30 protein-coding genes and 2 pseudogenes are annotated in these 23810 nt (G+C 70.0%); 8 read left to right on the top strand and 24 right to left on the bottom strand.

Annotation, left to right across the window (positions count from 1 at the left end; genetic code table 11):
• Nucleotides 1-46 precede the first annotated feature (46 nt).
• From rplO to ACFQPD_RS00535, 11 genes are all read right to left on the bottom strand, one after another.
• A complete protein-coding gene (gene rplO, locus ACFQPD_RS00585; RefSeq protein ID WP_068749467.1) occupies nucleotides 47-487 on the bottom strand; it encodes a 50S ribosomal protein L15 in 441 nt (146 codons plus the stop codon).
• A gap of 1 nt (nucleotide 488) precedes the next feature.
• Complete coding sequence (rpmD, locus tag ACFQPD_RS00580; RefSeq protein WP_068749468.1) at nucleotides 489-671, bottom strand: 50S ribosomal protein L30; 183 nt, start codon at nucleotides 669-671, stop codon at nucleotides 489-491.
• Complete coding sequence (gene rpsE / locus ACFQPD_RS00575; RefSeq protein WP_068749469.1) at nucleotides 671-1276, bottom strand: 30S ribosomal protein S5; 606 nt, start codon at nucleotides 1274-1276, stop codon at nucleotides 671-673. Before rpsE ends, rpmD begins: the two co-directional genes overlap by 1 nt.
• A gap of 26 nt (nucleotides 1277-1302) precedes the next feature.
• The gene (gene rplR, locus ACFQPD_RS00570) at nucleotides 1303-1686 is read right to left on the bottom strand and encodes a 50S ribosomal protein L18 (protein WP_385897318.1); all 384 of its coding nucleotides are present in this window, start codon (nucleotides 1684-1686) and stop codon (nucleotides 1303-1305) included.
• Between the two features lie 3 nt (nucleotides 1687-1689).
• Nucleotides 1690-2232 carry a 50S ribosomal protein L6 gene (gene rplF, locus ACFQPD_RS00565; RefSeq protein ID WP_385897316.1) on the bottom strand — a complete coding sequence of 181 codons (543 nt, stop codon included), beginning with the start codon at nucleotides 2230-2232 and terminating at the stop codon, nucleotides 1690-1692.
• A 27-nt stretch (nucleotides 2233-2259) separates the two neighbouring features.
• Nucleotides 2260-2664, bottom strand: a complete 405-nt coding sequence (rpsH, locus tag ACFQPD_RS00560) for a 30S ribosomal protein S8 (protein ID WP_068749472.1) — start codon at nucleotides 2662-2664, stop codon at nucleotides 2260-2262.
• Between the two features lie 82 nt (nucleotides 2665-2746).
• Nucleotides 2747-2932: a type Z 30S ribosomal protein S14 gene (locus ACFQPD_RS00555; RefSeq protein WP_068749473.1), complete on the bottom strand. Its 186-nt coding sequence runs from the start codon at nucleotides 2930-2932 to the stop codon at nucleotides 2747-2749.
• Nucleotides 2933-2940: 8 nt separating this feature from the next.
• A complete protein-coding gene (gene rplE / locus ACFQPD_RS00550) occupies nucleotides 2941-3570 on the bottom strand; it encodes a 50S ribosomal protein L5 (protein WP_385897313.1) in 630 nt (209 codons plus the stop codon).
• Complete coding sequence (rplX, locus tag ACFQPD_RS00545; RefSeq protein WP_068749475.1) at nucleotides 3570-3941, bottom strand: 50S ribosomal protein L24; 372 nt, start codon at nucleotides 3939-3941, stop codon at nucleotides 3570-3572. The genes rplE and rplX overlap by 1 nt, the downstream gene beginning before the upstream one ends.
• A gap of 1 nt (nucleotide 3942) precedes the next feature.
• On the bottom strand, nucleotides 3943-4311 hold the full coding sequence (rplN, locus tag ACFQPD_RS00540) for a 50S ribosomal protein L14 (protein ID WP_068749476.1): 369 nt from the start codon (nucleotides 4309-4311) through the stop codon (nucleotides 3943-3945).
• Nucleotides 4312-4506: 195 nt separating this feature from the next.
• A complete protein-coding gene (locus ACFQPD_RS00535; protein ID WP_385897310.1) occupies nucleotides 4507-5946 on the bottom strand; it encodes a DEAD/DEAH box helicase in 1440 nt (479 codons plus the stop codon).
• On the opposite strand from ACFQPD_RS00535, the pseudogene ACFQPD_RS00530 reads away from it, so the two are divergent.
• From ACFQPD_RS00530 to ACFQPD_RS00520, 3 genes and pseudogenes are all read left to right on the top strand, one after another.
• Nucleotides 5934-6509, top strand: a pseudogene (locus tag ACFQPD_RS00530) (NAD-dependent epimerase/dehydratase family protein); the annotation flags it as partial. The gene ACFQPD_RS00535 and the pseudogene ACFQPD_RS00530 overlap by 13 nt on opposite strands.
• Nucleotides 6510-6526: 17 nt before the next feature.
• Nucleotides 6527-6913 (top strand): hypothetical protein, encoded by a 387-nt coding sequence (locus tag ACFQPD_RS00525; protein ID WP_385897630.1) that lies wholly within the window; start codon nucleotides 6527-6529, stop codon nucleotides 6911-6913.
• Nucleotides 6914-7031: 118 nt separating this feature from the next.
• Nucleotides 7032-9023, top strand: coding sequence for a hypothetical protein (locus ACFQPD_RS00520; RefSeq protein WP_385897308.1), 1992 nt, complete (start codon nucleotides 7032-7034; stop codon nucleotides 9021-9023).
• Between the two features lie 77 nt (nucleotides 9024-9100).
• On the opposite strand, the gene rpsQ is transcribed toward ACFQPD_RS00520, so the two are convergent.
• From rpsQ to pflB, 13 genes are all read right to left on the bottom strand, one after another.
• Nucleotides 9101-9373 (bottom strand): 30S ribosomal protein S17, encoded by a 273-nt coding sequence (rpsQ, locus tag ACFQPD_RS00515; protein WP_068749480.1) that lies wholly within the window; start codon nucleotides 9371-9373, stop codon nucleotides 9101-9103.
• A gap of 2 nt (nucleotides 9374-9375) precedes the next feature.
• Complete coding sequence (rpmC, locus tag ACFQPD_RS00510; protein WP_068749481.1) at nucleotides 9376-9609, bottom strand: 50S ribosomal protein L29; 234 nt, start codon at nucleotides 9607-9609, stop codon at nucleotides 9376-9378.
• On the bottom strand, nucleotides 9609-10028 hold the full coding sequence (rplP, locus tag ACFQPD_RS00505) for a 50S ribosomal protein L16 (protein ID WP_068749482.1): 420 nt from the start codon (nucleotides 10026-10028) through the stop codon (nucleotides 9609-9611). Before rplP ends, rpmC begins: the two co-directional genes overlap by 1 nt.
• A gap of 2 nt (nucleotides 10029-10030) precedes the next feature.
• Nucleotides 10031-10843 carry a 30S ribosomal protein S3 gene (gene rpsC / locus ACFQPD_RS00500; protein ID WP_068749483.1) on the bottom strand — a complete coding sequence of 271 codons (813 nt, stop codon included), beginning with the start codon at nucleotides 10841-10843 and terminating at the stop codon, nucleotides 10031-10033.
• Nucleotide 10844: 1 nt separating this feature from the next.
• Entirely contained in the window at nucleotides 10845-11246 is a 402-nt protein-coding gene (gene rplV, locus ACFQPD_RS00495) for a 50S ribosomal protein L22 (protein ID WP_068749484.1), read from the bottom strand.
• Nucleotides 11247-11273: 27 nt separating this feature from the next.
• Complete coding sequence (gene rpsS, locus ACFQPD_RS00490) at nucleotides 11274-11555, bottom strand: 30S ribosomal protein S19 (protein WP_068749485.1); 282 nt, start codon at nucleotides 11553-11555, stop codon at nucleotides 11274-11276.
• An 18-nt stretch (nucleotides 11556-11573) separates the two neighbouring features.
• On the bottom strand, nucleotides 11574-12410 hold the full coding sequence (gene rplB, locus ACFQPD_RS00485) for a 50S ribosomal protein L2 (protein ID WP_068749486.1): 837 nt from the start codon (nucleotides 12408-12410) through the stop codon (nucleotides 11574-11576).
• A 33-nt stretch (nucleotides 12411-12443) separates the two neighbouring features.
• Entirely contained in the window at nucleotides 12444-12755 is a 312-nt protein-coding gene (gene rplW, locus ACFQPD_RS00480; protein WP_197971753.1) for a 50S ribosomal protein L23, read from the bottom strand.
• Nucleotides 12752-13528, bottom strand: coding sequence for a 50S ribosomal protein L4 (rplD, locus tag ACFQPD_RS00475; RefSeq protein WP_068749487.1), 777 nt, complete (start codon nucleotides 13526-13528; stop codon nucleotides 12752-12754). The genes rplW and rplD overlap by 4 nt, the downstream gene beginning before the upstream one ends.
• Nucleotides 13525-14181, bottom strand: a complete 657-nt coding sequence (gene rplC, locus ACFQPD_RS00470) for a 50S ribosomal protein L3 (protein ID WP_068749488.1) — start codon at nucleotides 14179-14181, stop codon at nucleotides 13525-13527. The genes rplD and rplC overlap by 4 nt, the downstream gene beginning before the upstream one ends.
• 11 nt (nucleotides 14182-14192) lie before the next feature.
• Nucleotides 14193-14504: a 30S ribosomal protein S10 gene (gene rpsJ / locus ACFQPD_RS00465; protein WP_040284687.1), complete on the bottom strand. Its 312-nt coding sequence runs from the start codon at nucleotides 14502-14504 to the stop codon at nucleotides 14193-14195.
• Between the two features lie 427 nt (nucleotides 14505-14931).
• On the bottom strand, nucleotides 14932-15783 hold the full coding sequence (gene pflA, locus ACFQPD_RS00460) for a pyruvate formate-lyase-activating protein (protein WP_385897303.1): 852 nt from the start codon (nucleotides 15781-15783) through the stop codon (nucleotides 14932-14934).
• Between the two features lie 11 nt (nucleotides 15784-15794).
• A complete protein-coding gene (gene pflB, locus ACFQPD_RS00455; protein ID WP_385897300.1) occupies nucleotides 15795-18065 on the bottom strand; it encodes a formate C-acetyltransferase in 2271 nt (756 codons plus the stop codon).
• A 226-nt stretch (nucleotides 18066-18291) separates the two neighbouring features.
• Here pflB and ACFQPD_RS00450 point away from each other — a divergent pair, with 226 nt between their 5' ends.
• The 5 genes and pseudogenes from ACFQPD_RS00450 to ACFQPD_RS00430 all read left to right on the top strand — a co-directional run bounded on the left by ACFQPD_RS00450 (nucleotide 18292) and on the right by ACFQPD_RS00430 (nucleotide 23788).
• Nucleotides 18292-20115: a DUF294 nucleotidyltransferase-like domain-containing protein gene (locus ACFQPD_RS00450; protein WP_385897298.1), complete on the top strand. Its 1824-nt coding sequence runs from the start codon at nucleotides 18292-18294 to the stop codon at nucleotides 20113-20115.
• Complete coding sequence (locus ACFQPD_RS00445; RefSeq protein WP_385897295.1) at nucleotides 20112-20777, top strand: exonuclease domain-containing protein; 666 nt, start codon at nucleotides 20112-20114, stop codon at nucleotides 20775-20777. The genes ACFQPD_RS00450 and ACFQPD_RS00445 overlap by 4 nt, the downstream gene beginning before the upstream one ends.
• A 70-nt stretch (nucleotides 20778-20847) precedes the next feature.
• A pseudogene (locus tag ACFQPD_RS00440) lies at nucleotides 20848-21312 on the top strand (deoxyribodipyrimidine photo-lyase); the annotation flags it as partial.
• A gap of 32 nt (nucleotides 21313-21344) precedes the next feature.
• Nucleotides 21345-21977: an FAD-binding domain-containing protein gene (locus ACFQPD_RS00435; protein ID WP_385897292.1), complete on the top strand. Its 633-nt coding sequence runs from the start codon at nucleotides 21345-21347 to the stop codon at nucleotides 21975-21977.
• A 59-nt stretch (nucleotides 21978-22036) separates the two neighbouring features.
• The gene (locus ACFQPD_RS00430; protein WP_385897290.1) at nucleotides 22037-23788 is read left to right on the top strand and encodes a DEAD/DEAH box helicase; all 1752 of its coding nucleotides are present in this window, start codon (nucleotides 22037-22039) and stop codon (nucleotides 23786-23788) included.
• Nucleotides 23789-23810: the final 22 nt, after the last annotated feature.

The raw sequence follows: 23810 nt of genomic DNA, 5'->3' as shown, positions 1-23810 counted from the left end.
GATGATCCGGACCCACCCCCTCGGTGAGTAGTGCGTGTGCGGCTCGTCAGAGCTGCTTGGCGGAACCGCCCGCGGCCTCGAGCTTCGCCTTGGCGGAGCCGGAGAACGAGTGAGCGGCCACGTCGAGCTTGACGTCGACGTCGCCGTTGCCGAGCACCTTGACCAGCTGGCCGGAGCGCACGGCCCCAGCCTCGACGAGCTCAGCCACGCCGACCGTCCCGCCCTGCGGGAACAGCTCGGCGATGCGGCCCACGTTGACGACCTGGAACTCGACGCGGAACGGGTTCTTGAACCCCTTCAGCTTCGGCAGGCGCATGTGGATCGGCATCTGGCCGCCCTCGAAGTTCTGCGGCACGTTCTTACGCGCACCGGTGCCCTTCGTACCGCGACCCGCGGTCTTGCCCTTGGAGCCCTCACCGCGACCGACGCGGGTCTTCTCCGTCTTCGCGCCCGGAGCGGGACGCAGGTGATGCAGCTTCAGCGACATCTCACTTCACCTCTTCCACGGTAACGAGGTGGGCGACGGCGCGGATCATGCCGCGGACCTCGGGGGTGTCCTCACGGACGACCGAGGAGCGGATCTTGCCGAGGCCGAGCGTCCGCAGCGTGTCCCGCTGGTTCTGCTTGCCACCCACCCCAGACTTTGCCTGGGTGATCTTCAGATTCGACATCAGTGCGTCACCTCTTCCTTCGCGGCTCGCAGGAGCGCCGCCGGGGCGACGTCCTCAACCGGGAGGCCGCGACGCTTGGCGACGGACTCCGGCATCTCGAGCTGCTTGAGCGCATCGACGGTGGCGTGCACCACGTTGATGGCGTTGGACGAGCCGAGCGACTTGGCGAGCACGTCGTGCACGCCGGCGCACTCGAGCACCGCGCGGGCCGAACCACCGGCGATGACACCGGTACCCGGGGACGCCGGGCGCAGCATGACCACGCCGGCGGCCTTCTCGCCCTGCACGGGGTGCGGGATGGTCCGCTGGATCAGCGGCACGCGGAAGAAGTGCTTCTTGGCCTCCTCCACACCCTTGGCGATGGCGGCCGGCACCTCCTTCGCCTTGCCGTAGCCCACGCCGACCATGCCCTCGCCGTCGCCGACGACGACCAGCGCGGTGAAGCTGAAGCGACGACCGCCCTGGACCACTTTGGCGACTCGGTTGATCGTCACCACGCGCTCGAGGTACTTGCTTTCTTCCTTGGGAGCCTGGCCACGACGATCATCACGGCCACGACGCTCACCGGTCGCGCCGCCACCGCGGCGCTGCTGGGTCTCACTCATCGTGAAAAACCTTTCCTTTCGTCGTGTTAGAAGCCGAGCCCGGCCTCGCGGGCGGCATCGGCCAGGGCCGCGATCCGCCCGTGGTACTTGTTGCCCGCACGGTCGAAGACGACCTGCTCGACACCGGCGGCCTTGGCGCGCTCGGCGATCAGGGCGCCGACCTTGCGCGCCTTGTCCGACTTGTCCGCCTCGAGAGCGCGCAGGTCGGCTTCCATCGTGGAGGCGGACGCCAGGGTACGACCCTGGACGTCGTCGATCACCTGCACGAAGAGGTGCCGCGTGGACCGCGTGACGACCAGGCGGGGGCGCTCGGCCGTCCCGTTGATCTTCTTGCGGGCACGCAGCTGCCGACGGGCGCGGGACGCCGCCTTGGGGGCCAGCGTCTTGGAGTTGCTGAGCGAGATGGCCATGTCTTACTTACCAGCCTTTCCAGCCTTGCGGCGGACGTGCTCGCCCGCGTAGCGGACGCCCTTGCCCTTGTAGGGCTCAGGCTTGCGGAGCTTGCGGATGTTCGCCGCAGTCTCACCGACGAGCTGCTTGTCGATGCCCTGCACGCTGAAGCGCGTGGGGGTCTCGACGGTGAACGTGATGCCCTCGGGGGCGTCGATGACCACCGGGTGCGAGAAGCCGAGCGCGAACTCGAGCTGCTGCGGGCCCTTGGCGATCACGCGGTAACCGACGCCGACGATCTCGAGCTTCTTGACGTAGCCCTCGGTCACCCCGACGATCATGTTGTTGACCAGCGTGCGGGTGAGCCCGTGCAGCGAGCGACTCTCGCGCTCGTCGTTCGGGCGGCTGACCTCGAGCTGGCCTGCCTCGTTCTTCTCGATCGAGATGGGTTCGGCCACGGTGAGCGTCAGTGAGCCCTTGGGGCCCTTGACATCGACCTTGCGGCCATCGAGGGCCACGTCGACACCGGACGGGATGGCGATGGGGAGCCTGCCAATACGCGACATTTCTGTTTCTCCTTACCTATCGCCCGGTCACCAGACGTAGGCGAGTACTTCGCCGCCCACGGACTTGGCCTTGGCTTCACGGTCGGTCAACAGGCCGTGCGACGTCGAGATGATGGCGATACCCAGACCGCCCAGCACCTTCGGCAGTTCGGTGGCCTTCGCGTAGACGCGCAGACCGGGCTTGCTCACTCGACGCAGGCCGGCGATGGACCGCTCACGCGAGTCGCCGTACTTGAGGGTGACCTTGAGGACCTTGCCCACCTGCCCCTCGACCTCGGTCTGCTCGTAGTTGGCGATGTAACCGTTGGCCTTGAGGATCTCGGCGATTCCCACCTTGATCTTCGACGACGGCATGGTCGTCGACTCCTGGTACGCCTGGTTGGCGTTACGCAGACGCGTCAGCATGTCTGCGATCGGATCAGTCATCGTCATGACTTGTTGCCTCTTTCTCGCGCCGGTTTCCTGGAATCCAGGACCTCGCGCAACTGGAAATTCGTGGGTGTGCTGGAGCCGGTCACCAGGACGACTTGGTCACGCCGGGCAGTTCGCCGGCATGGGCCATCTCGCGCAGGCAGATACGGCAGAGTCCGAACTTGCGGTAGACCGAATGCGGTCGGCCGCACTTCTGGCAGCGGGTGTAGGCACGCACACCGAACTTCGGCTTGCGGGCCTGCTTGACCTTGAGTGCTGTCTTCGCCATGGGTCAGCTCACTTCTTCTTCTTGCCGTAGAACGCGGGACCGCGCTTCGACTTCTGCTTCTTCGGGTCGTCGACCGCCTTGAACGGGAAGCCCAGGTGCTTGAGCAGCGCGCGGCCTTCCTCATCGTTGGTGGCGGACGTCACGAAGGTGATGTCCATGCCACGGACACGGTCGATCTTGTCCTGGTCGATCTCGAGGAACATGACCTGCTCGTTGAGACCGAAGGTGTAGTTGCCCTGGCCGTCGAACTGGCGGCCGTTGAGGCCACGGAAGTCACGGATACGGGGCAGCGCCAGCGTCAGCAGCCGGTCCGCGAACTCCCACATGCGGTCACCGCGGAGGGTGACGTGGCAGCCGATCGGCTGACCCTCACGCAGCTTGAACTGCGCGATGGACTTGCGGGCCTTGGTCACCGACGGCTTCTGGCCGGTGATGGCGGTGAGGTCCTTGACGGCGCCCTCGATGATCTTCGAGTCGCGCGCGGCGTCGCCGACGCCCATGTTGACCACGATCTTGACCAGACCGGGGATCTGCATGACGTTGTCGTACTGGAACTCCTCCTGGAGCGCCGGGACGATGGTCTCGCGGTACTTCGCCTTGAGCCGGGGCATCGTGGCGGTAGTGGCGGTGGCGGTCATCAGATCTCCTCACCGGTCTTGCGGGCGATACGCACGGAGCGCTCGGCCTTGTACTCGGAGCCGTCGGGACGACGCTTGGTGACCTCGACGCGCTTGTGGCCGACGCGGGTCAGGACGTCCTTGCCGTCGACCTTGACCACGAGCTGCACGTTCGAGGCGTGGATCGGGGCCTCGACGGTGATGACGCCGCCCTCGACGCGACGGCCGTTGGCGGTCTGCGACTCGCGGCGGTGCCGCTTGACGAGGTTGACGCCCTGCACGGTCACGCGGTTGTTCGCGGGGTCGACGGCGATCACCTCAGCGACGGTGCCCTTGTCCTTGCCCGAGATGACCTTGACGCGGTCACCCTTCTTGACGTGGAGCGATGCCATTTCAGATCACCTCCGGTGCGAGCGAGACGATGCGCATGAACTTCTTCTCACGCAGCTCGCGGGCCACCGGGCCGAAGATGCGGGTGCCGCGGGGCTCCCCGTCGTTCTTCAGGATGACGGCGGCATTCTCGTCGAACTTGATGTAGGAGCCGTCGGCGCGGCGACGCTCCTTGACGGTGCGGACGACGACGGCCTTGACCACGTCGCCCTTCTTGACGTTGCCGCCAGGGATCGCGTCCTTGACGGTGGCGACGATGGTGTCGCCGAGGTAGGCGTAGCGGCGCTTGGAGCCACCGAGCACACGGATGCAGAGGATTTCCTTCGCACCAGTGTTGTCGGCGACCTTCAGTCGCGACTCCTGCTGGATCATTACTTCTCCTTGTCCCACCGGTTCCCGCACACGACAGGCCTTGTGAAACTAGAAACGAACCCCCTGGATTTTGCCAGGAGGCAACTCCCAGCTCGAGAGAGAGGGAGCCACACGGACCCGGGAAAGGTCCCCTCGAAAGGGCACAGACCCAGGGCAACCTTCCAAAGTCTAGCCCGTCGCCCGTGTGGGACGAAATCAGCCCCGACGGCGGCCTCGACCGGTGGCCGCGGAGAACGCGGCGGCCCCACCGCTGGAGGCCTGACCGGCCCCGGCCCGTGCTCCGGAGCGGGCTCCGGCCGGCCGCTGGGGGCGCCCGGGACGGCCGTCCGCCGCGGGGCGCGCGGCGTTGCCGCGGGAGGGCTGGGCGCGCTCGGCGGACCGGTCGCGGCCACCGCCGCCGGCCCCGCGCCGACGACCGCCGCCGCCCTGGGGCTGCTGCGGCTCCTCCTTGACGATCCCGCCGGGGAAGGACCGCTCGCCCGGGGCGATCTCGCGCAGGACCGGGTGTCGCTCGTCGACGCGGGTGACGGTGGGCCTGACGCCGGCCTTGCGGGTGAGGTCGCGGACGTCGTTGCGCTGGGCGTCGAGCATGAGCGTGACGACGGTGCCCTCGGCGCCGGCGCGGGCCGTGCGGCCGGAGCGGTGGGTGTACGCCTTGTGCTCGACCGGCGGGTCGGCGTGGATGACCAGGCCCACGTCGTCGACGTGGATGCCGCGGGCGGCGACGTCGGTCGCGACGAGCGTCTGGGCGGTGCCTGCGTGGAACGCGGCCATCGAGCGCTCCCGCGCGTTCTGGCTCATGTTGCCCTGCAGCTCGACGGCCGGGATCCCGGCGGCGTTGAGCTGACGCGCGATCTTCTTGGCCCGGTGCTTCGTGCGGGTGAACACGACGCTGCGACCCGGCGCGGCGGCGAGGTCGATCAGGACGTCGAGGTGCCGATCGTCGGCGACGTGCAGGACGTGGTGGTGCATGGTGCTGACGACCGCCTCGGGCGAGTCGGCCTCGTGCACAACCGGGTCGTGCATGAACTGGTCGACGAGGACGCCGACCGCCTTGTCGAGCGTCGCCGAGAAGAGCATGCGCTGGCCCTGCTTCGGGGTCTGCGACAGGAGGCGCCGCACCGAGGGGAGGAAGCCGAGGTCGGCCATGTGGTCGGCCTCGTCCAGGATGGTGACCTCGACCCCGGCCATGGACACTGCGCCCTGGGCGATGAGATCCTCGAGGCGGCCGGGGCAGGCCACGACGACGTCGACGCCGCGCGCGAGGGCGGTGACCTGCTGCTTCTGGTTGACGCCGCCGAAGACGGTGCGCGACGTCAGGCCGGCGGAAGCTGCCAGCGGAGCCAGGGCCTCGTCGATCTGCAGGGCGAGCTCGCGGGTCGGCGCGAGGATCAGCGCGCGGGGGCGCTTCGGGGTGCGACGCGTGCCGGCGGAGGCCAGGCGGGCCACCAGCGGTAGCAGGAACGCGTAGGTCTTGCCCGAGCCGGTGCGCCCGCGGCCGAGCACGTCACGGCCCGCCAGCGAGTCCGGCAGCGTCGCGGCCTGGATGGGTGTCGGGATGGTGATGTCGCGCTGGGCCAGAACGGCGCACAGGTCGGCGGGCACGCCGAGCGTGCCGAAAGATGTGGTGGTCACGAAGAAAGAACTCCCAGGTGGGGGTGATGCAGCGGTTCTGCCCGGCGCGGAGGGTGTGTCCGACTCCGCAGCGCGATGGCATCGGGGCGATGAAAAATCGAGGGACTCGGTGCAGAACAGGCCGAGCACTGCTGGGCAGTCTACCGCAGCGATGCCACGATCCCCGCATCGTGGCGCGGCGCCGCTGGCAGGATGGGACAATGACTAGGCGAAAGATCCTCATCACCGGGGCCACCGGCGGCATCGGCGCGCTGCTCGCCCGTCGGCTCCACGACGACTACGACCTCGTGCTCCAAGGCCGCCATCCTGACGAGGACGACCCCTCCGGCATCCGCATCGCGGACCTCACCGATTACGCCGACACGCTCGCGCTCATGCAGGGCGTCGACACGGTGGTCCACATGGCCGGCTCCGCGTCGCCGGAGTCGAGCTGGGACGACGTCCTGAGCGCCAACATCATCGGCATGCGCAACGCGCTGGAGGCCGCCCGCGAGGCCGGGGTACGTCGCTTCGTCTTCGCGTCCTCCAACCACGCGATGGGCAGTACGACCGGGACGAGCAGTGGCCGGTCTACCCGCACATGCTGCCGCGGCCGGACTCCCTGTACGGCGTGTCGAAGGTGTTCGGCGAGGCCCTGGGGCGCTTCTACCACGACGAGCACGGGATCGACTTCATCGCCCTGCGCATCGGGTGGAGCACCAAGGACACGCACGACACGGACCTGGACCTGCTGCGCGCCATGTGGTTGAGCGAGGACGACACCGTCCAGGTCGTGCGCTGTGCCATCGAGGCGGAGGCACGCTTCGGGCTCTACTACGCCGTCTCCGACAACCCGAACCGGCGGTGGGATCTCACCAACACCATGCTGGAGCTCGGCTACCGGCCCCAGGACTCCTGGACCGACCACTCGCGCGCCGAGGAGGACACCGACCAGCCCACGCCGGACAGCTGGCCCAAGGACTCCTGAGCGCGGGCGCGCCATCCAGCGGGGAGCGGTTGTCCACAGCTCCCGATCCCGACGGTGAATGCGGGCCTCGAGTGCCCAGTGTGGAGGAGACCCACCGTCGACCCGAGAAAGCTGGATCATGCGTCGTCTCCTCGCCCTCACCCTGGCGCTCGCCGGGCTCATCGTCGTCCTCGCCGGGGCCGTACCGGCCAGGGCGCGCCCGCAGGACGGGCCGCTGGAGCAGGCCGGCCACCTCGTCGTGATGCCCGGCACCGGCCGGGACTGGTACGGCGCGTACCACGTGGGCGGACGAACGGCGTACTGCGCGGACCTGATGTCGGCACCGCCCCGGCAGGCCACCGCGTGGCGCGAGGCCCCCTCAGGCGCGCCCCTTATCCGGCAGTCGGGCTTGGCTCGCCAGTCCGCACTCCCCCATGGACGCGGCGGCGCTCCCGTTCCCGAACGGGGCATGGCCGAACTGGCATGGGCGTTGACCGTGACGGGCGAGTCCCCCGGGGCGGACACCGGCGTTGCCGTCGAACACTTCGTGCGCCTGCGCACCGTCGGTGACGAGCCGCAACGACGGCGCGAGGCGGCCCGGTGGGCCGCGGTCGTGGCGGCGCACCCGGCGGCGCGACAGGCATTCGCCACCCTCGACGCGGACGCCCGGCGATTCGCCGGTCCCTACCGGATCGACCTCGCCTGGCTGCGTCGGCCCACTCTCGAGGATCCGTCGGGCGAGGTCGAGGTGACCGTGCGATCCGCGGCGGGACACGGGGTCCCCGAGGTCACCGTAGACGTCCAGGCGGACGGATCGATGTCCGTGCGGGGCCGGAGGAGCACGACGGAGGCCGACGGGACGCTGCGCGTCCAGGTCACGCTGGCGGCACCCGGCGCGTCGCCGGCGTCCGGGACCCTCACCGTGACCGCGGCCGGGTTGCCGGGCGCGCGCCCGAGGGTGTTCGTCCCCACGCCCGCCACGGTCCAACGTCTTCTCGCCGCCCCTGCCCCTGTGTCGGTCAGCGCGACGGTGTCCGCCACCCTCGAGCCGCGCTTCTCCCCCACCGTGACCACGCGGACGCGGGATCCCCTGGCGCTCGCCGGCGAGCCGGCTGTCGACATCATCACGGTGACCGGGGGCCGGCCGGGGGCCGAGTTCCGCGGGCACAGCACGCTGTACGGGCCATTCGCGACTCTCGACGCTCTCAGCGCGGCATCTGCCGAGGACGCCCCCGTCGTCGGCCGTGCCGCGTTCCGCGGTCGGTATGACGCCCACGGCAGCGCCGAGGTGTCCACTGATGACGAGCTCACCTATCCGGGCCCCGGCTACTACACGTGGGTCGAGACCCTGGAGGAGGCCCGGTTCGTGGCCCCTCCGCCGCCTCCGGAGTGGCCGCAACTCGCGGAGACGAGCCTGGCGCTGGCTCCGTCGGTCAGCACGCACCTGAGTGCCACAACCGCCGTCGTGGGGGCCGTGCTGTCCGACTCCCTGCGTGTCACCGGTGTCCCAGGGCTGGAGGTGCCCGACGGGGGCCGGCTCTCGATCGTCGCCCAGGGCAGGCTGCTCGGGCCCCTCGCGCCGCGCGGCGGCTCCGCGGAGTCGAGGTGCGACGGGCTGGACTGGTCCCGTGCGCCGGTCGCGGCCCGCTACGCCGATCTGGATCTCACCGGGGGCCGGACCGCCGACGCGCTCGTGGCCGAGGGGCTTGCCGCGGCGGCCACGACGCTCCCGGGCTGCTACACCGCAGACGCGGTGGTCAGCATCAGCCACGACAGCCGCCCGCCGGTGATCCTGACCCACGAGCCCGGCCACCCTTCCCAGACTGTGCTGGTCCACGCACCGGAGCCGTCGCCCTCCCACGAGGCCGCGCCCTCCCCTGAGGCCACGCCGTCGCCCAGTCCGACGCCCGAGCCGACACCGCCGGACGAGCCAACGCCGTCGCCGGTTCCGACGCTCGAGCCCACGCCCGAGCCGACGCCGTCGGGAGAGGCCACGCCGACTCCGGAGTCTGCCCAGTCGCCCGCGCCGACCCCGACCCCCACCGCGGTCTCACCCGCCCCTAGCTCCCGGCCGACGGCGTCGGTCCGGATCTCCCAGACCACGCCCGGATTGCCGTCGACCGGGGCCTGAGGGATACCCACACACAACGACTGCGGCCCGCTCCCCAGGGGGAACGGGCCGCAGTCAGGTGTCGGCGGTCGCGCAGATTACTTGGCGCGCTCGACGATCTCGATGAGGCGCCAGCGCTTCTGCGCCGACAGCGGGCGGGTCTCCATGACACGAACGCGGTCGCCGATGCCGGCGTCGTTGTTCTCGTCATGCGCCTTGAGCCGCGACGACTTGGTCATGACCTTGCCGTACAGCGGGTGCTTCACGCGGTCCTCCACGAGGACGACGATCGTCTTGTCCATCTTGTCGGACACGACGACGCCCTGCAGCACCTTGCGGGCGCTGCGCTGGATGGTGGTGTCTTCGCTCATGGTCACTTCTCCTCAACAACCGGCTCGTCGACGATGCCGAGGTTACGCTCCTGCAGCACGGTGTAGATCCGCGCGATGTCCTTGCGGACGTTGCGCAGCCGGGCGCTCGACTCCAGCTGGCCGGTGGCAGCCTGGAAACGAAGACCGAACAGCTCCTCCTTCAGCTCAACGACCTTGGCGTTGAGCTGGTCACGCGACAGACCACGCAGGTCATGTGCGGTGAGAGTCTTACTCATCAGTTTTCACCTGCTTCGCGCTTGATGAAGCGTGCCTTGAAGGGCAGCTTGTGGATGGCCAGACGCATCGCCTCACGAGCCACGTCCTCCGGGACACCGGAGAGCTCGAACAGCACGCGGCCGGGCTTGATGTTGGCGATCCACCACTCGGGGGAACCCTTACCGGAACCCATGCGGGTTTCGGCCGGCTTCTTGGTGAGCGGACGGTCGGGGTAGATGTTGATCCACACCTTGCCGCCACGCTTGATGTGACGGGTCATGGCGATACGAGCGGCCTCGATCTGACGGTTGGTCATGTACGAGGACTCGAGCGCCTGAATGCCGTAGTCGCCGAAGGCCAGCTTGGTGCCGCCCTTGGCCGCGCCATCCCGACCGGGGTGGTGCTGCTTACGGAACTTCACTCGACGAGGAATCAGCATGCTCAGGCTCCTGCGTTCTCAGTTGCGGGCGCAGCCGGGGCCTCGACCTGGGCTGCGTCGGCGCGACGGCGGCCGCCGCGCTCGGGACGGTCACCGCGGCCCTCGCCGCGGGCGGGACGACGACCGGGACGCTGGCGAGCACCCGGAGCCGACGCGCGGGCGGCCTTCTGGGCCGCGCGCTCCGCACGGGTACCGGCGACGTCACCCTTGTAGATCCACACCTTGACGCCGATGCGGCCGAACGTGGTGCGGGCCTCGTAGAAGCCGTAGTCGATGTCGGCGCGGAGGGTGTGCAGCGGCACGCGGCCGTCGCGGTAGCCCTCGGAGCGCGACATCTCGGCGCCACCGAGACGACCGGAGCACTTGATGCGGATGCCCTTGGCGCCCGCACGCATGGCGGTCTGCTGGGCCTTGCGCATGGCGCGACGGAAGGCGACACGGGCGCCCAGCTGCTCGGCGATGCCCTGGGCCACGAGCTGCGCATCGGTCTCGGGGTTCTTGACCTCGAGGATGTTCAGCTGGACCTGCTTGCCGGTGAGCTTCTCCAGCTCGGAGCGGACGCGCTCCGCCTCGGCGCCGTTGCGGCCGATGACGATGCCCGGACGCGCCGCGTGCAGGAAGATGGTCACGCGCTCGGAGCGACGCTCGATCTCGATCGACGAGATGCCGGCGCGCTCGAGGGTCTTGGTGAGGTACTCACGAATCTTGACGTCCTCACCGACGAGCTCCGAGTACTGCTTGTCGCTGTACCAACGGGTCTTGTGGTCGGTGGTGATGCCGAGACGGAAGCCGTTCGGGTTGATCTTCTGGCCCATGTCAGGCTCCCTTCGTCTCGCGGGGTTCGACGACCACGGTGATGTGGGCACCGCGCTTGAGGATGCGGCTGGCCGATCCCTTGGCGCGAGGGCGGATCCGCCGGAGGGTGACACCCTCGTCGACGAACGCCTTGGAGATGTAGAGGTCGTCGGACCGGAGGGCCTCGGTGTTCTCGGCGTTGGCCACGGCCGAAGCCACAACCTTGTACACCGGCTCCGAAGCGGCCTGCGGCGCGAACTTCAGCGCGACCAGGGCGTCAGCGACGCCCATTCCGCGCACAAGGTCGACGACGCGACGGACCTTGGTCGGGCTCATCCGGACGTGCCGCGCGATGGCGTACGAGCCAGGACGATCCCCGAGCAGGGTCTCGCGACGACGGCTGTTGCCGTTCTCGTTGCTCATAGTTGAATCAATTCCTTATCTCGCGCCTCAGCGGCGACGGGCCTTCTTGTCTTCCTTCACGTGCCCCTTGAAGGTGCGCGTGGGAGCGAACTCGCCCAGCTTGTGTCCGATCATCGCCTCGGTGACGAACACCGGGACGTGCTTGCGGCCGTCGTGCACCGCGATCGTGTGCCCGAGCATGTCGGGGACGATCATCGAGCGGCGCGACCAGGTCTTGATGACGTTCTTGGTGCCCTTCTCGTTCTGAACGTCCACCTTCTTCTGCAGGTGGTCGTCGACGAAGGGGCCCTTCTTCAGGCTGCGTGGCATTGTTCCTCAGGCTCCCTATCAGCGCTTCTTGCCGGTCTTGCGACGGCGGACGATCAGGCGGTTGCTCGCCTTGTTCTTGTCGCGGGTGCGGCCCTCGGGCTTGCCCCACGGCGACACGGGGTGACGACCACCCGACGTGCGGCCCTCGCCACCACCGTGCGGGTGGTCGACGGGGTTCATCACGACACCGCGGACGGTCGGGCGGATGCCCTTCCACCGGTTGCGGCCGGCCTTGCCCCAGTTGATGTTCGACTGCTCGGCGTTGCCGACGGTGCCGATCGTCGCGCGGCACCGCACGTCGACCATGCGCATTTCGCCCGAGGGCATGCGCAGGGTGGCGTACTTGCCCTCGCGGGCGACGAGCTGGATCGCCGCGCCGGCCGAGCGGCCGAGCTTGGCGCCGCCACCGGGCCGCAGCTCCACCGCGTGCACGGTGGTGCCGACGGGGATCTGACGCAGCTCGAGGTTGTTGCCCGGCTTGATGTCCGAGCCCTCACCCGAGGACACCACGGTGCCCTGCGCCAGGCCGTTGGGGGCGATGATGTAGCGCTTCTCGCCGTCGAAGTAGTGCAGCAGCGCGATGCGGGCGGTGCGGTTGGGGTCGTACTCGATGTGAGCGACCTTGGCCGGCACGCCGTCCTTGTCGTAGCGCTTGAAGTCGATGATGCGGTACGCCTGCTTGTGACCGCCGCCGATGTGGCGGGTGGTGATGCGGCCGGTGTTGTTCCGGCCACCCGTCTTCGGCTTGGGCGCGAGCAGGGACTTCTCCGGCGTCGAGCGCGTGAGTTCAACGAAGTCGGACACGCTGGAGCCGCGGCGGCCCGGCGTGGTCGGCTTGTACTTACGGATACCCATGAGTGTTCGTTCCTTCTCTCAGCGGCTCGCCGGTCAGTCGACCGGGCCTCCGAAGATGTCGATGCGCTGGCCCTCTGCGACGGTCACGATCGCGCGCTTGGTGGCGACGGTCTTGCCGTAGCCGTACCGGGTGCGGCGACGCTTGCCCGGACGGTTGAGGGTGTTCACGGAGGTGACCTTGACGTCGAAGATCGTCTCGATGGCGATCTTGATCTCGGTCTTGTTCGCGTGCGGGGCGACGACGAAGGTGTACTTGCCGTCATCGAGAAGGTTGTAGCTCTTCTCGCTCACCACCGGGCGCAGGATGATGTCGCGGTGGTCGCGGATCTTCAGCGCTTGCGTCACTTGTCCGTCTCCTCAGTCTTCTTGGCGGCCTTGGCCTTGGGGGCCTTGGCGGGGGCCTCGTCCGTCTGCTCGACGGTCTCGGTAGCGGTCGCCTCGGCGGCGGCCTCAGACTCGGTGGCGACGGCCGTGGCCGACGCGCGGCCGGGGCCGGCCACGAAGGCCGCGAGGGCTGCGGAGGTGAAGACCACCTTGTCGTTGACCAGCACGTCGTACGTGTTGAGCTGGTCGACGGCGAGCGCGTGCACCGTCGGAACGTTGCGCAGGCTGAGCCACGCGACGTCCTCGAAGCGGTCGAGCACGACGAGCACCTTGCTCAGGTCGCCCGCGACCGCGGTCAGCGCCGCGATGGCCGACTTGGTCGACGGCTTCTCGCCGGCAACGAGCTCGGAGATCACGTGCACGTGTCCGTCGCGGGCCCGGTCCGAGAGCGCCCCGCGCAGAGCGGCGGCGATCATCTTCTTGGGGGTGCGCTGCGAGTAATCACGCGGGGTCGGGCCGTGGACGACGCCACCGCCGGTCCACTGCGGGGCGCGACGCGAACCCTGACGGGCGCGGCCGGTGCCCTTCTGGCGCCACGGCTTGATGCCACCGCCGCGGACCTCGCCGCGGGTCTTGGTGGAGTGCGTGCCCTGACGGGCGGCCGCGAGCTGCGCCACGACGACCTGGTGGATCAGGGGGATGTTGGTCTGCGCGTCGAACAGTTCCGCGGGCAGATCGGCCTTGCCGGCCTTCTTGCCCTTGGCGTCGACGACGTCAACGGTCAGATCGCTCATGAGACAACACCCTTCTTGGCTGCGCTTCGGACGACGACGAGGGAGCCCTTGTTGCCCGGGATGGCCCCACGGACCAGCAGCAGGCCACGCTCCGCGTCGACGGCGTGAATCTTCAGGTTCTGGACGGTGACCTTCTCGTTACCCATCCGGCCCGCCATGCGGAGGCCCTTGAAGACCTTGCCGGGGGTGGAGCAGCCGCCGATGGAACCGGGGGCGCGGTGCTTGCGGTGCACACCGTGCGAGGCCTTGAGGCCGTGGAAGCCGTGGCGCTTCATGACGCCCGCGGTGCCCTTGCCCTTGGTGGTGCCGGTCACGTCGACGATCTCGCCATCGGCGAAGACCTCGGCGCTCAGCTCCTGCCCGAGGGTGAACTCGGCGGCGTCGGCGGTGCGCAGCTCGACGAGGTGCTTGCGGGGGGTGACGTCGGCCTTGGCGAAGTGCCCGGCCTCCGGCTTGGTGACCTTCTTCGCCTTGACGGCGCCGAAGCCGAGCTGCACGGCGGAGTAGCCGTCGGTCTCGGGGGTGCGGACCTGGGTCACGACGCACGGGCCGGCCTGGATCACGGTCACGGGGACGACCTTGTTGTTCTCGTCCCAGAGCTGGGTCATGCCGAGCTTGGTGCCCAGGATGCCCTTCACGATTCGTTCACTCATCTCTACAGACCTCACGGAAGCTTGATCTCGATGTCGACACCGGCGGGAAGATCGAGCCGCATGAGCGAGTCGACCGTCTTCGGCGTCGGATCCAGAATGTCGATCAGCCGCTTGTGCGTACGCATCTCGAAGTGCTCGCGGCTGTCCTTGTACTTGTGGGGCGAACGGATGACGCAGTACACGTTCTTCTCGGTCGGCAGCGGCACCGGGCCGGCCACCTTCGCACCCGTGCGGGTCACGGTGTCGACGATCTTGCGCGCCGAGCTGTCGATGACCTCGTGGTCATACGCCCGCAGCCTGATGCGGATCTTTTGTCCAGCCACAGTCGTTCCTTCTTCTCTAGCCCTTTGGAAATTTCAAGTTCCTGGGGGTGAAACCCCTTGTCACTCCAGCCCCCGAGGTCGGGAGTGTCGCGCTGTTACCCGCGAGCCGATCCGAGGGTCCCACCTGAGAGGCGGACCCAGACCAGCCGGGTTGAGCTCGATCACACTCTCGGGGCCGGCGACATGGAAGACACCCACCCCTAGCGGAGCAACCTGACCATTCTGGCATGGCTGCCCCGGGTGACCAAATCGGGGGTGGCCCGACGCAGGGCGACAGCACGAATAGCAGCCCGACTCCTGTCCCGAGTCCCCAGCCGACGTCGGGGTCACAGTTCGACGGCGTGTCGTGCCGGGTGGGCGGCGGAAGGGCGGCGGGCTCGGGAGGCGGCAGGCTCGGGAGGCGGCGCTGGTCAGGGACGGGCTTGACTCAGAAGACGGTGAGACCGCGGGCGCGGAACACGTCGCGGGCGGCGTCGACCTGGGAGGGCGTCGGGGGCGGGGTGTCGGTCAGCGCGTACGGCAGCCCGATCTCGTCCCACTTCTCCCGCCCCATCTGGTGGAACGGCAGCACCTCCACCCGGGTCACCTGGCGCAGCGACGCCGCGTGGTCCGCCACCCGCGACACCGTCGCGTCATCGTCGGTCAGCCCGGGGACCAGGACGAACCGCACCCACGTCTCGATGCCCAACGTCTCCAGGCGGCGGGCGAACTCGAGCGTCGGGGCGAGGTGGCGCCCGGTGACGCGGCGGGCGGTGTCGTCGTCGCCGGCCTTGATGTCCAGCAGCACGAGGTCGACGTCGGCCAGCAGCTCGTCCGAAGCCTGCCAGCCGAGGAAGCCCGAGGTGTCGATGGCGGTGTGCACCCCCAACTCCCGCGCCCCCCGCAGGATCCGCGCGGCGAACGCAGGCTGCTGGAGCACCTCACCGCCCGACAGGGTGATGCCACCGCCGGTGGCGCGGAACACGCCCCGGTAGCGCCGGATCCGTGCGAGCAGGTCGTCGGCCAGCACTGGGACGCCCCGGGCGGCGCTCATGGTGTCCGGGTTGTGGCAGTAGAGGCAGCGCAGCGGGCAACCGGCGAGGAAGGTGGTCATCCGGGTGCCCGGACCGTCGACGGCGGTCACCAGCTCCCAGGAGTGCACCGACCCCACCTCGCCGGCGCGCTGCGCGGCGAGCAGCGCGGAGCGGTCCAGATGTTCCGCCGTCGGGATACCGCCCAGCATCGACGACGCACGGCCCGCGGCCGGCTGCCCGGCCGGGGCCTCAGTCGTCGCCAGCACCGACACCGGGCTCAGAGCGCCTCGTGGAACGTCCGCGACAGGACGTCGAGCTGCTGCTCGCGGGTGAGCCGGACGAAGTTCACCGCGTAGCCCGACACGCGGATGGTCAGCTGCGGGTAGTTCTCCGGGTTCTCCATGGCGTCGAGGAGCGTCTCGCGGTTCAGCACGTTGATGTTGGCGTGGTAGAGCCCCTCCCCCATGCCGGCGTCAAGGATGCCCACCAGGTTGCGCACGCGCTCCTCCTCCGTGCGGCCGAGCGCCGGCGGGGTGATGGTGTTGGTGAGCGAGATGCCGTCGAGCGCGTCGTCGTAGGACAGCTTGCCGACGCTCATCATGGACGCGAGCATGCCGTGCGTGTCGGCCCCGTTGCGCGGGTTCGCGCCGGGGGCGAACGGCGTCCCGGCCTGGTGTCCGCAGGGAAACGCGCCGGTCGCCTTGCCGTACACGACGTTCGATGTGATGGTCAGCACGGACTGCGTGGGGACGGCGTCGCGGTACAGCTTGATCCGGCGGATCTTGTCCATGACGGTGGCGACGACCAGCTGGGCGAGCTCGTCGGCGCGGTCGTCGTCGTTGCCGTACTTCGGGAAGTCGCCCTCCGTGATGTAGTCGACCACGAGCCCGGATTCGTCGCGCACCGGGGTGACCGTGGCGTAGCGGATGGCCGCCAACGAGTCGGCGACGATCGACAGGCCGGCGATGCCGCAGCCGAGCGTGCGGATGATCTCGTCGTCGTGCAGCGCCATCTCGATGGCCTCGTACGCGTACTTGTCGTGCGAGTAGTGGATGATATTGAGGGCCTCGACGTAGGTCTCGACGGCCCAGGTCAGCATCGCGTCGTACTTCGCCCAGACGGTGTCGAAGTCGAGCGGGCCGTCGCCGTCGAGCGGCGCGTAGCCGTCGACGACCTGCTTGCCGGTCATCTCGTCGCGGCCGCCGTTGATGGCGTACAGGAGGGCCTTGGCCGCGTTGAGCCGGGCGCCGAAGAACTGCATCTGCTTGCCGACTGCCATGGGCGAGACGCAGCAGGCGATGGCGGTGTCGTCGCCCCAGTGGCAGCGGATCTCGGAGTCCGACTCGTACTGCAGCGCGCTGGTCTCGATCGAGATCAGCGAGCAGAAGTCCTTGTATCCCTGCGGCAGCGCGGCGTCCCAGTAGATCGTGATGTTGGGCTCGGGCGCTGGGCCCAGGTTGCGCAGCGTCTGCAGCAGACGGAACGACGTCTTCGTCACGAGCGTGCGGCCGTCGTCGGCGAAGCCGCCGTCGGACCAGGTGGCCCAGTACGGGTCGCCGGAGAAGATCTGGTCGTAGTCCTTCGTGCGGAGGAAGCGGACGATGCGCAGCTTGGTCACGAGCGCGTCGATGACCTCCTGCGCGGCCTCCTCGGTCAGGGTGCCGGCGGCGAGGTCGCGCTCGGCGTACACGTCGAAGAAGCCGGACAGCCGGCCGATGCTCATGGCGGCGCCGTCCTGGCTCTTGACGGACCCCAGGTAGGCGAAGTAGGTCCACTGCACGGCCTCGACGAAGGTCGCCGCCGGGCGCGCGAGGTCGAAGCCGTAGCTGGCGCCGAGGTTCTTGAGCTTGATCAGCGCCTTGATCTGCTCGGCGTGCTCCTCGCGGTACCGGGCCCAGTTCTCGGAGAACGGCTGGTCCGCGATGGCGTCCATGTCGGCGCGCTTGGCCTCGATGAGGCGGTCGACGCCGTAGAGCGCGACGCGGCGGTAGTCGCCGATGATCCGGCCACGGCCGTAGGCGTCTGGCAGGCCCGTGATGAGGTGGGCGCTGCGGGCCGCGCGGATCCGCGGGGTGTAGATGTCGAAGACCGCTTCGTTGTGGGTCTTGCGGTAGCGGGTGAAGATCTCCTTGACCCGCTCGTCCGGCTCGAGGCCCGCCTCACGGATGGCCGTCTCAACCATGCGCCAGCCACCCGCGGGCATCATGGGCCGCTTGAGGGGCGTGTCCGTCTGCAGGCCGACGATCACGTCGTCGTCGGAGCAGATGTAGCCGGCGGGGAAGGCGTCGATGTCGCCCGGGATGCTGGTCTCGACGTCGTAGACGCGGCGGGCGCGCTCGACGCTCAGGTAGTCGCGCTGGAGGGTCTCCCAGACGCTCAGCGTCTTGGCCGTCGGCCCGGACAGGAACGACGCGTCACCGGTGTACGGCGTGAAGTTGGTGAGGATGAAGTCCCTGACGTCGATCGCGTGCTGCCAGGGACCGGGGCGGAAACCGCTCCACGGGTCGCTGGGGGTGGTGGGGGCGTCGAGGGTGGCCGAGGCCGTCATGGTGCTCCTGGTGATGGGACTGATGTACCTGCACGGGTGGCACCGCGGACCGATCACCCCGGTAGACGGTTCCCTCGGGGAGCCGGCCACCGCGATGTCGCCAACGAATGCTTTGATACTACTACTTGTAGGAAACCGTCGCGCACCCACCCCCACCCTTCCGGCGCCACCGCCGACCCGTGCGGCGGTAGGCTCTCGACCACCGACCGATCGAAGGAGATCAGCCGTGTCCGAGTTGGCCGAGGTGACCCAGTTCCTGGCGGCCCGCGAGCCCTGGTCGCTGCTCCCGCCGGGCCGGGTCGCGCACTACGCCCGCCTCGCCGTCGGCCGCTACGCCCGGCGCGGCAGCGTCATCCTCTCCACGGGAGACCAACCCACCGCGATGTTCGTCGTGCGGTCCGGTGTCGTGGAGATCGTCGACGCCGCGGGCTCGCTCGTCGACCACGACGAGGAGGGCGCCTGCTTCGGCCAGTCGTCGATCATCGAGCAGCGTCCGTCGCGGTTCACATTCACCGCCGTCGAGGACACGCTGCTGTGGGCGTTCGACCGCGACGTCGTGGGCGAGCTCGTCGCCATCCCGGAGGTGCGGCGCTACTTCACCGAGTCGCGGCTGGCCGACGCGACGCGCCGCGAGCCGGAGGGCGGGCCGATCCTGCAGGTCCCCGTCCGCGACATGGTCACCCGCGACCCGATCGGCATCCGCACCGATGCCACCGTCGGGGAGGCCGCCCAGGCCATGGACGACGCCAGGGTCTCGTCCATCCTCGTCCTCGACGGCGACCGGCTCGCCGGCATCCTCACCGACCGCGACCTGCGCAGGGTGGTGGCGCGGGCGGTCCCGCCCAGCACGCCGCTCACCGAGGTGATGTCGCACGAGCCGTTCACGATCGGCGATGACGCGCTGGCCCTGGACGTGCTGCTGAGCCTCGTCGAGCACCGCATCCACCACCTGCCGGTCATGGCCGGCGACCGGGTGGTCGGCATGGTCACCTCCGGGGACCTGATGCGGCTGGAACGGTCGAGCCCGCTGTACATCGTCGGCGACCTGGCGCGGCAGTCCGATGTCGCGGGGCTGGCGCACGTCATGGGCCGCGTGCCGCGTCTGGTGGACCGGCTCCTGCGCCAGGACGCGACCGCAGAAGACATCACGCGCATCGTCAGCCGCACCACCGACGCGCTGTGGCAGCGCCTCCTGGACCTCGCCGAGCGTCGCCTCGGTCCGCCGCCCGTGCCGTACTGCTGGGTCGCGCTCGGATCGCTGGCCCGGCAGGAGCAGGCGCTGGGCTCGGACCAGGACCACGCGATGATCCTGCACGACGACGCCCGCCCGGACCACGAGCCATACTTCGCGGAGCTGGCCGAGTACGTCACGACGGCGCTGGCCGTATGCGGCTTCCCCCGCTGCAAGGGTGGGGCCATGGCGACGACGCCGCGCTGGCGGCGCCCCCTGGCCGGGTGGCTGCGCGAATTCGCCGACTGGCTGGCGGCGCCGACGTCGGAGGCCGTGCTGAACTCGTCGATCTTCTTCGACATGCGGCCCGTGTACGGCGACCGCTCGCTCGCCGACGCCCTCCAGCGCCGCGTCCTGGCGGCCACCCCCTCGTCCAGCCGCTTCCTCGGCCACCTGGCCCGCCACGTCAACGACACCGAGGTGCCCATCGGATTCCTCCGCGGGTTCGTCGTGGAGAAGAAGGGACGCCACCGGGACCGACTCGACATCAAACTGGGCGGCATCAACCCCATCGTCGACATCGCCCGCGTCCACGCCCTGCACCGCGGCCTCCCGCAGATCTCCACCCGGGCGCGCCTGCTGGCGGTGGGTCAGCACGGGGTGGACGTGGCCAACCTCCTCGACGCGCACGAGTTCCTCGGCTACACCCGGCTGCAACACCAGGGGCGGCTCGTCGCGTCGGGAGCGGAGCCGGACAACTTCATCGCGCCCGACGAGCTGTCGGAGTTCGAGCGGCGACACCTGCGCGACGCCTTCACCATCGTCGCGAAGGCCCAGACCGCCCTGACGGTCACCTTCCAGACGCAGTTCATCTCATGAGCTGGTGGCGCCCCACCAACCCGCGCCTGGCCCACCGGGTCCCGGACGGCGGCCTCAGGCGGTTCCTCGCGGCCGCCCCGCCGCCCCGCGGCACGCCGGTCCGGGAGCTTCCGCTGCTGGCGGTCGACCTCGAGACCACGGGGCTGTCGCCGGAGACCGACCACATCCTGGAGGTCGGCATGGTCGACGTCGACGGGCTCGGCATCCCACTCGGGACCGCCACGGCCCTGGTGGTCGACCCGGGCAGCGAGGTCGGCCAGTCCGCCACCATCCACCGCATCACCGACGACGACCTGGCAGCCGGCGTCCCACTACCGGAGGCCCTGGACCGGCTGTTCGACCGGCTGGCCGGCAGGGTCCTGCTCGCACATCATGCCGCCGTCGAGGTGGGCTTCCTCACGGAGGCGGTCCGGCGGGTCCATGGCGTGCGCATCGACCTGCCCGCCGTCGACACCCTGACGTTGGGCCACCGGGCCCTCGGGTTCGACGAGGACCTCCCCCGCGACGCGCTGCGCCTGTGGCGGTTGCGGGCGCGGGCGGGGCTGCCCAGTTACCGGGGGCACGACGCGATGATCGACGCCCTCGGCTGCGCCGAGCTGTACCTCGCGCTCGTGGCCGAGCTGGCCCCGCGGGACCTCGGCCAGCTGCGGCGCCTGTCGTGAGGCGCCCCTAGACTCAGGTGGACCGGCGCCGGGCCTCCCGCCCACGGCGCCCAGGCCGGAAGGTGCGGGCATGACGACGATCTGCTGGTTCCGCCGCGTGCTGCGGCTGGACGACCATCCGGCTCTCGTCGCGGCCGCCGCCGACGGCGCCGTCATCCCGCTGGTCGTCCTGGACCCGGAGGAGGCCGCGGCGCATCCGGCGTCCGCGGAGCGACAGGCGCTCAGCCTGCGCCCCCTCGACGACGAACTGCGGGCCCGGGGCAGCCGCCTGACCGTCCGCCGCGGGGACCCGCGCGACGTGCTCGCCGCGGTCGTCGCGGAGACCGGCGCCTCAGCGGTCCACACCACCGTGGGCTTCCCGTTCGCCGACGACGACGGCCTGCCCGAGGCGGTCGCCGCGGCCGGCGCGGCGCTGCACCTGCACCCGACGGCGGACCTCGTGCCGCGCGGCTCGGTGCGCACCGGCGCCGGCGGGACCTTCAAGGTCTACTCCCCGTTCTTCAAGGCGCTCCGGCAGGTGCCGGTTGCGTCCCCGCTGCCGGCCCCGGCGCTGCGGGCTCCCGGATCGTGGCCCGCGACCGAGCCGGCGCCCCCGGTGTGGAGACGTTCCTGTCCGAGCTGGCCTGGCGCGAGTTCGCCCGCGACCTGCTGCACGAGTCGCCCGGCCTCGGCGTCCGCTGCTGGCGGCCCGAGTGGGAGCGGTTCGCGTGGGACGGAGGCGGGCCCGTCGCGGAGCTGTGGCGTCGCGGCGAGACGGGGGTCGACATCGTCGACGCCGGCATGCGGGAACTGTTCGCGACCGGGCGCATGCACAACCGGGTCCGCATGATCACCGCCAGCTACCTCACCAAGCACCTCCTCACCGACTGGCGGGTCGGCCTGGCGTGGTTCGAGCGCACCCTCACCGACTGGGACCCCGCATCCAACGCCATGAACTGGCAGTGGGTGGCCGGCTGCGGACCCGACGCGTCGCCCTACTTCCGCATCTTCAACCCCGACACGCAGGCCGCGAAGTTCGACGCGCGCGGCGCCTACCGCCGGTCCTGGCTGGATGCTGCGGCCGACGGTGCGCGCCGGTTCGCGGCCGCCGCGCCCCGCTCCTGGCGGGTGGAGCACAGTCCGCGGCCCGCCCCCGTCGTCGAGCTGGCCGCCGGCAGGGCGCGGGCGCTGGCCGCGTACGAGGACCTCCGCGCCGGCTGACCCGACGGCGTGTCGGGGCTTGGGCGTCGCGGCGACCGTTGGCTAGAGTCACCGACCGTATGTCTTCCTCCGCGCTGGACCACCTCTCCCCCGCCTTCCCGCAACGCGCGGCGTGGGGCACGGCGTCGTCGCTGCGCGCCTGGCAGGCGGCGGCGCTCGACCAGTACGAACGTGACCAGCCGCGCGACTTCCTGTGTGTCGCCACGCCCGGTGCCGGCAAGACAACCTTCGCTCTACGCGTCGCGACGACCCTGCTGGCGTCTCGCGCTGTGCGGCGCATCGTCGTCGTCACCCCCACCGAACACCTCAAGGTTCAGTGGGCGGACGCGGCGGCGCGCGTCGGCATTCAGCTGGACCCCGGCCTGGGCGGGTCGTCGCGGCGTGGCCGGGCCAAGGAGTACCACGGGTCCGCGGTGACGTACGCCGGCGTCGCGGCGCGGTCCTACGTCTACGAGGCGCTGTGTCACTCCAAGGAGACGCTGGTGATCTTCGACGAGATCCACCACGCCGGGGACTCGCGCAGCTGGGGCGAGGCGATCACGTTCGCGTTCACGCACGCCACCCGCCGGCTGGCGCTCACCGGTACGCCGTTCCGATCGGACGAGCATCCGATCCCCTTCGTCGCCTACGACGAGATCGCGCCCGGTGTGACACAGTCGCGGGCCGACTACACGTACGGGTACCGCGAGGCGCTGGCCGACCACGTCGTGCGGCCGGTCCTGTTCATGAACTACGGCGGGCAGATGCGCTGGCGCACCAAGGCGGGCGACGAGCTGGCCGCGGACCTCGGTGTGCCCATGACCAAGGACCTCACCGCGCACGCCTGGCGGACGGCGCTGGCGCCCACGGGCGAGTGGATCCCCGCGGTCCTGCGGGCGGCGGACACGCGGCTGACCGAGGTCCGCCGGCACATCCCCGACGCGGGTGGTTTGGTCATCGCGACCAACCAGACCACCGCCCGCGCCTACGCACGCGTGCTGCACGACCTGACGGGTACCAAGCCGTGCGTGGTCCTGTCCGACGACGCCAAGGCCACGGAGAAGATCGACGGCTTCTCCGCCTCGCAGGAACGGTGGATGGTGGCGGTGCGAATGGTGTCCGAGGGCGTCGACGTGCCGCGGCTGTCCGTCGGGGTCTACGCGACGGCGACCTCGACGCCGCTGTTCTTCGCCCAGGCTGTGGGCCGTTTCGTGCGCAGCCGTCGCCGGGGCGAGGTCGCGACGGTATTCCTCCCCACCGTGCCGGTCCTCCTGGCGCACGCGGCGACCATCGAGAAGCAGCGCGACCACGTCCTCGGCCGGCCGAAGACCGACGAGACGGATCTGTGGGCCGAGACCGAGGCCCTCATCGAGCAGGCCAACCAGGGCGAGAAGGCCTCCGACGACCTCCTCGGCCAGTTCGAGGCCCTGGAGTCGTCCGCCACGTTCGACCACGTCCTGTTCGACGCGCAGGCCTTCGGGATGCACGCCGAGCCCACGTCGGCCGACGAGGAGGAGTACCTGGGGCTGCCCGGCCTGCTGGAGCCCAGCCAGGTGAGCGCCCTGCTCGCGGACCGGCAACGACGCCAGCTGCGGCGCCGTGAGCGGCAGGACCGCAAGGCGGAGCCCGAGGTGGCGCTGCACCGGGCCCTCGCGTCGAAGCGGAAGGAACTCAACTCGCTGGTGTCGCAGTACGCGGGGATCAAGGGCGTGCCGCACAGCCATGTGCACGCCGATCTGCGCCGCGAGTGCGGCGGGCCGAAGCTCGCCCAGGCGTCGCAGGCCGAGGTCGAGCAGCGGGTGCGGACGATCCGCTCCTGGCTGAAGGGCTGAGCCCGCGCAGCCCGGCCGCGTA

Origin of the sequence: Tessaracoccus sp. O5.2 (assembly GCF_964266725.1) — a bacterium.
In the GTDB taxonomy this organism is placed as follows: domain Bacteria; phylum Actinomycetota; class Actinomycetes; order Propionibacteriales; family Propionibacteriaceae; genus Arachnia; species Arachnia lapidicapta.
This window is presented reverse-complemented; position numbering and strand designations above follow the sequence as displayed.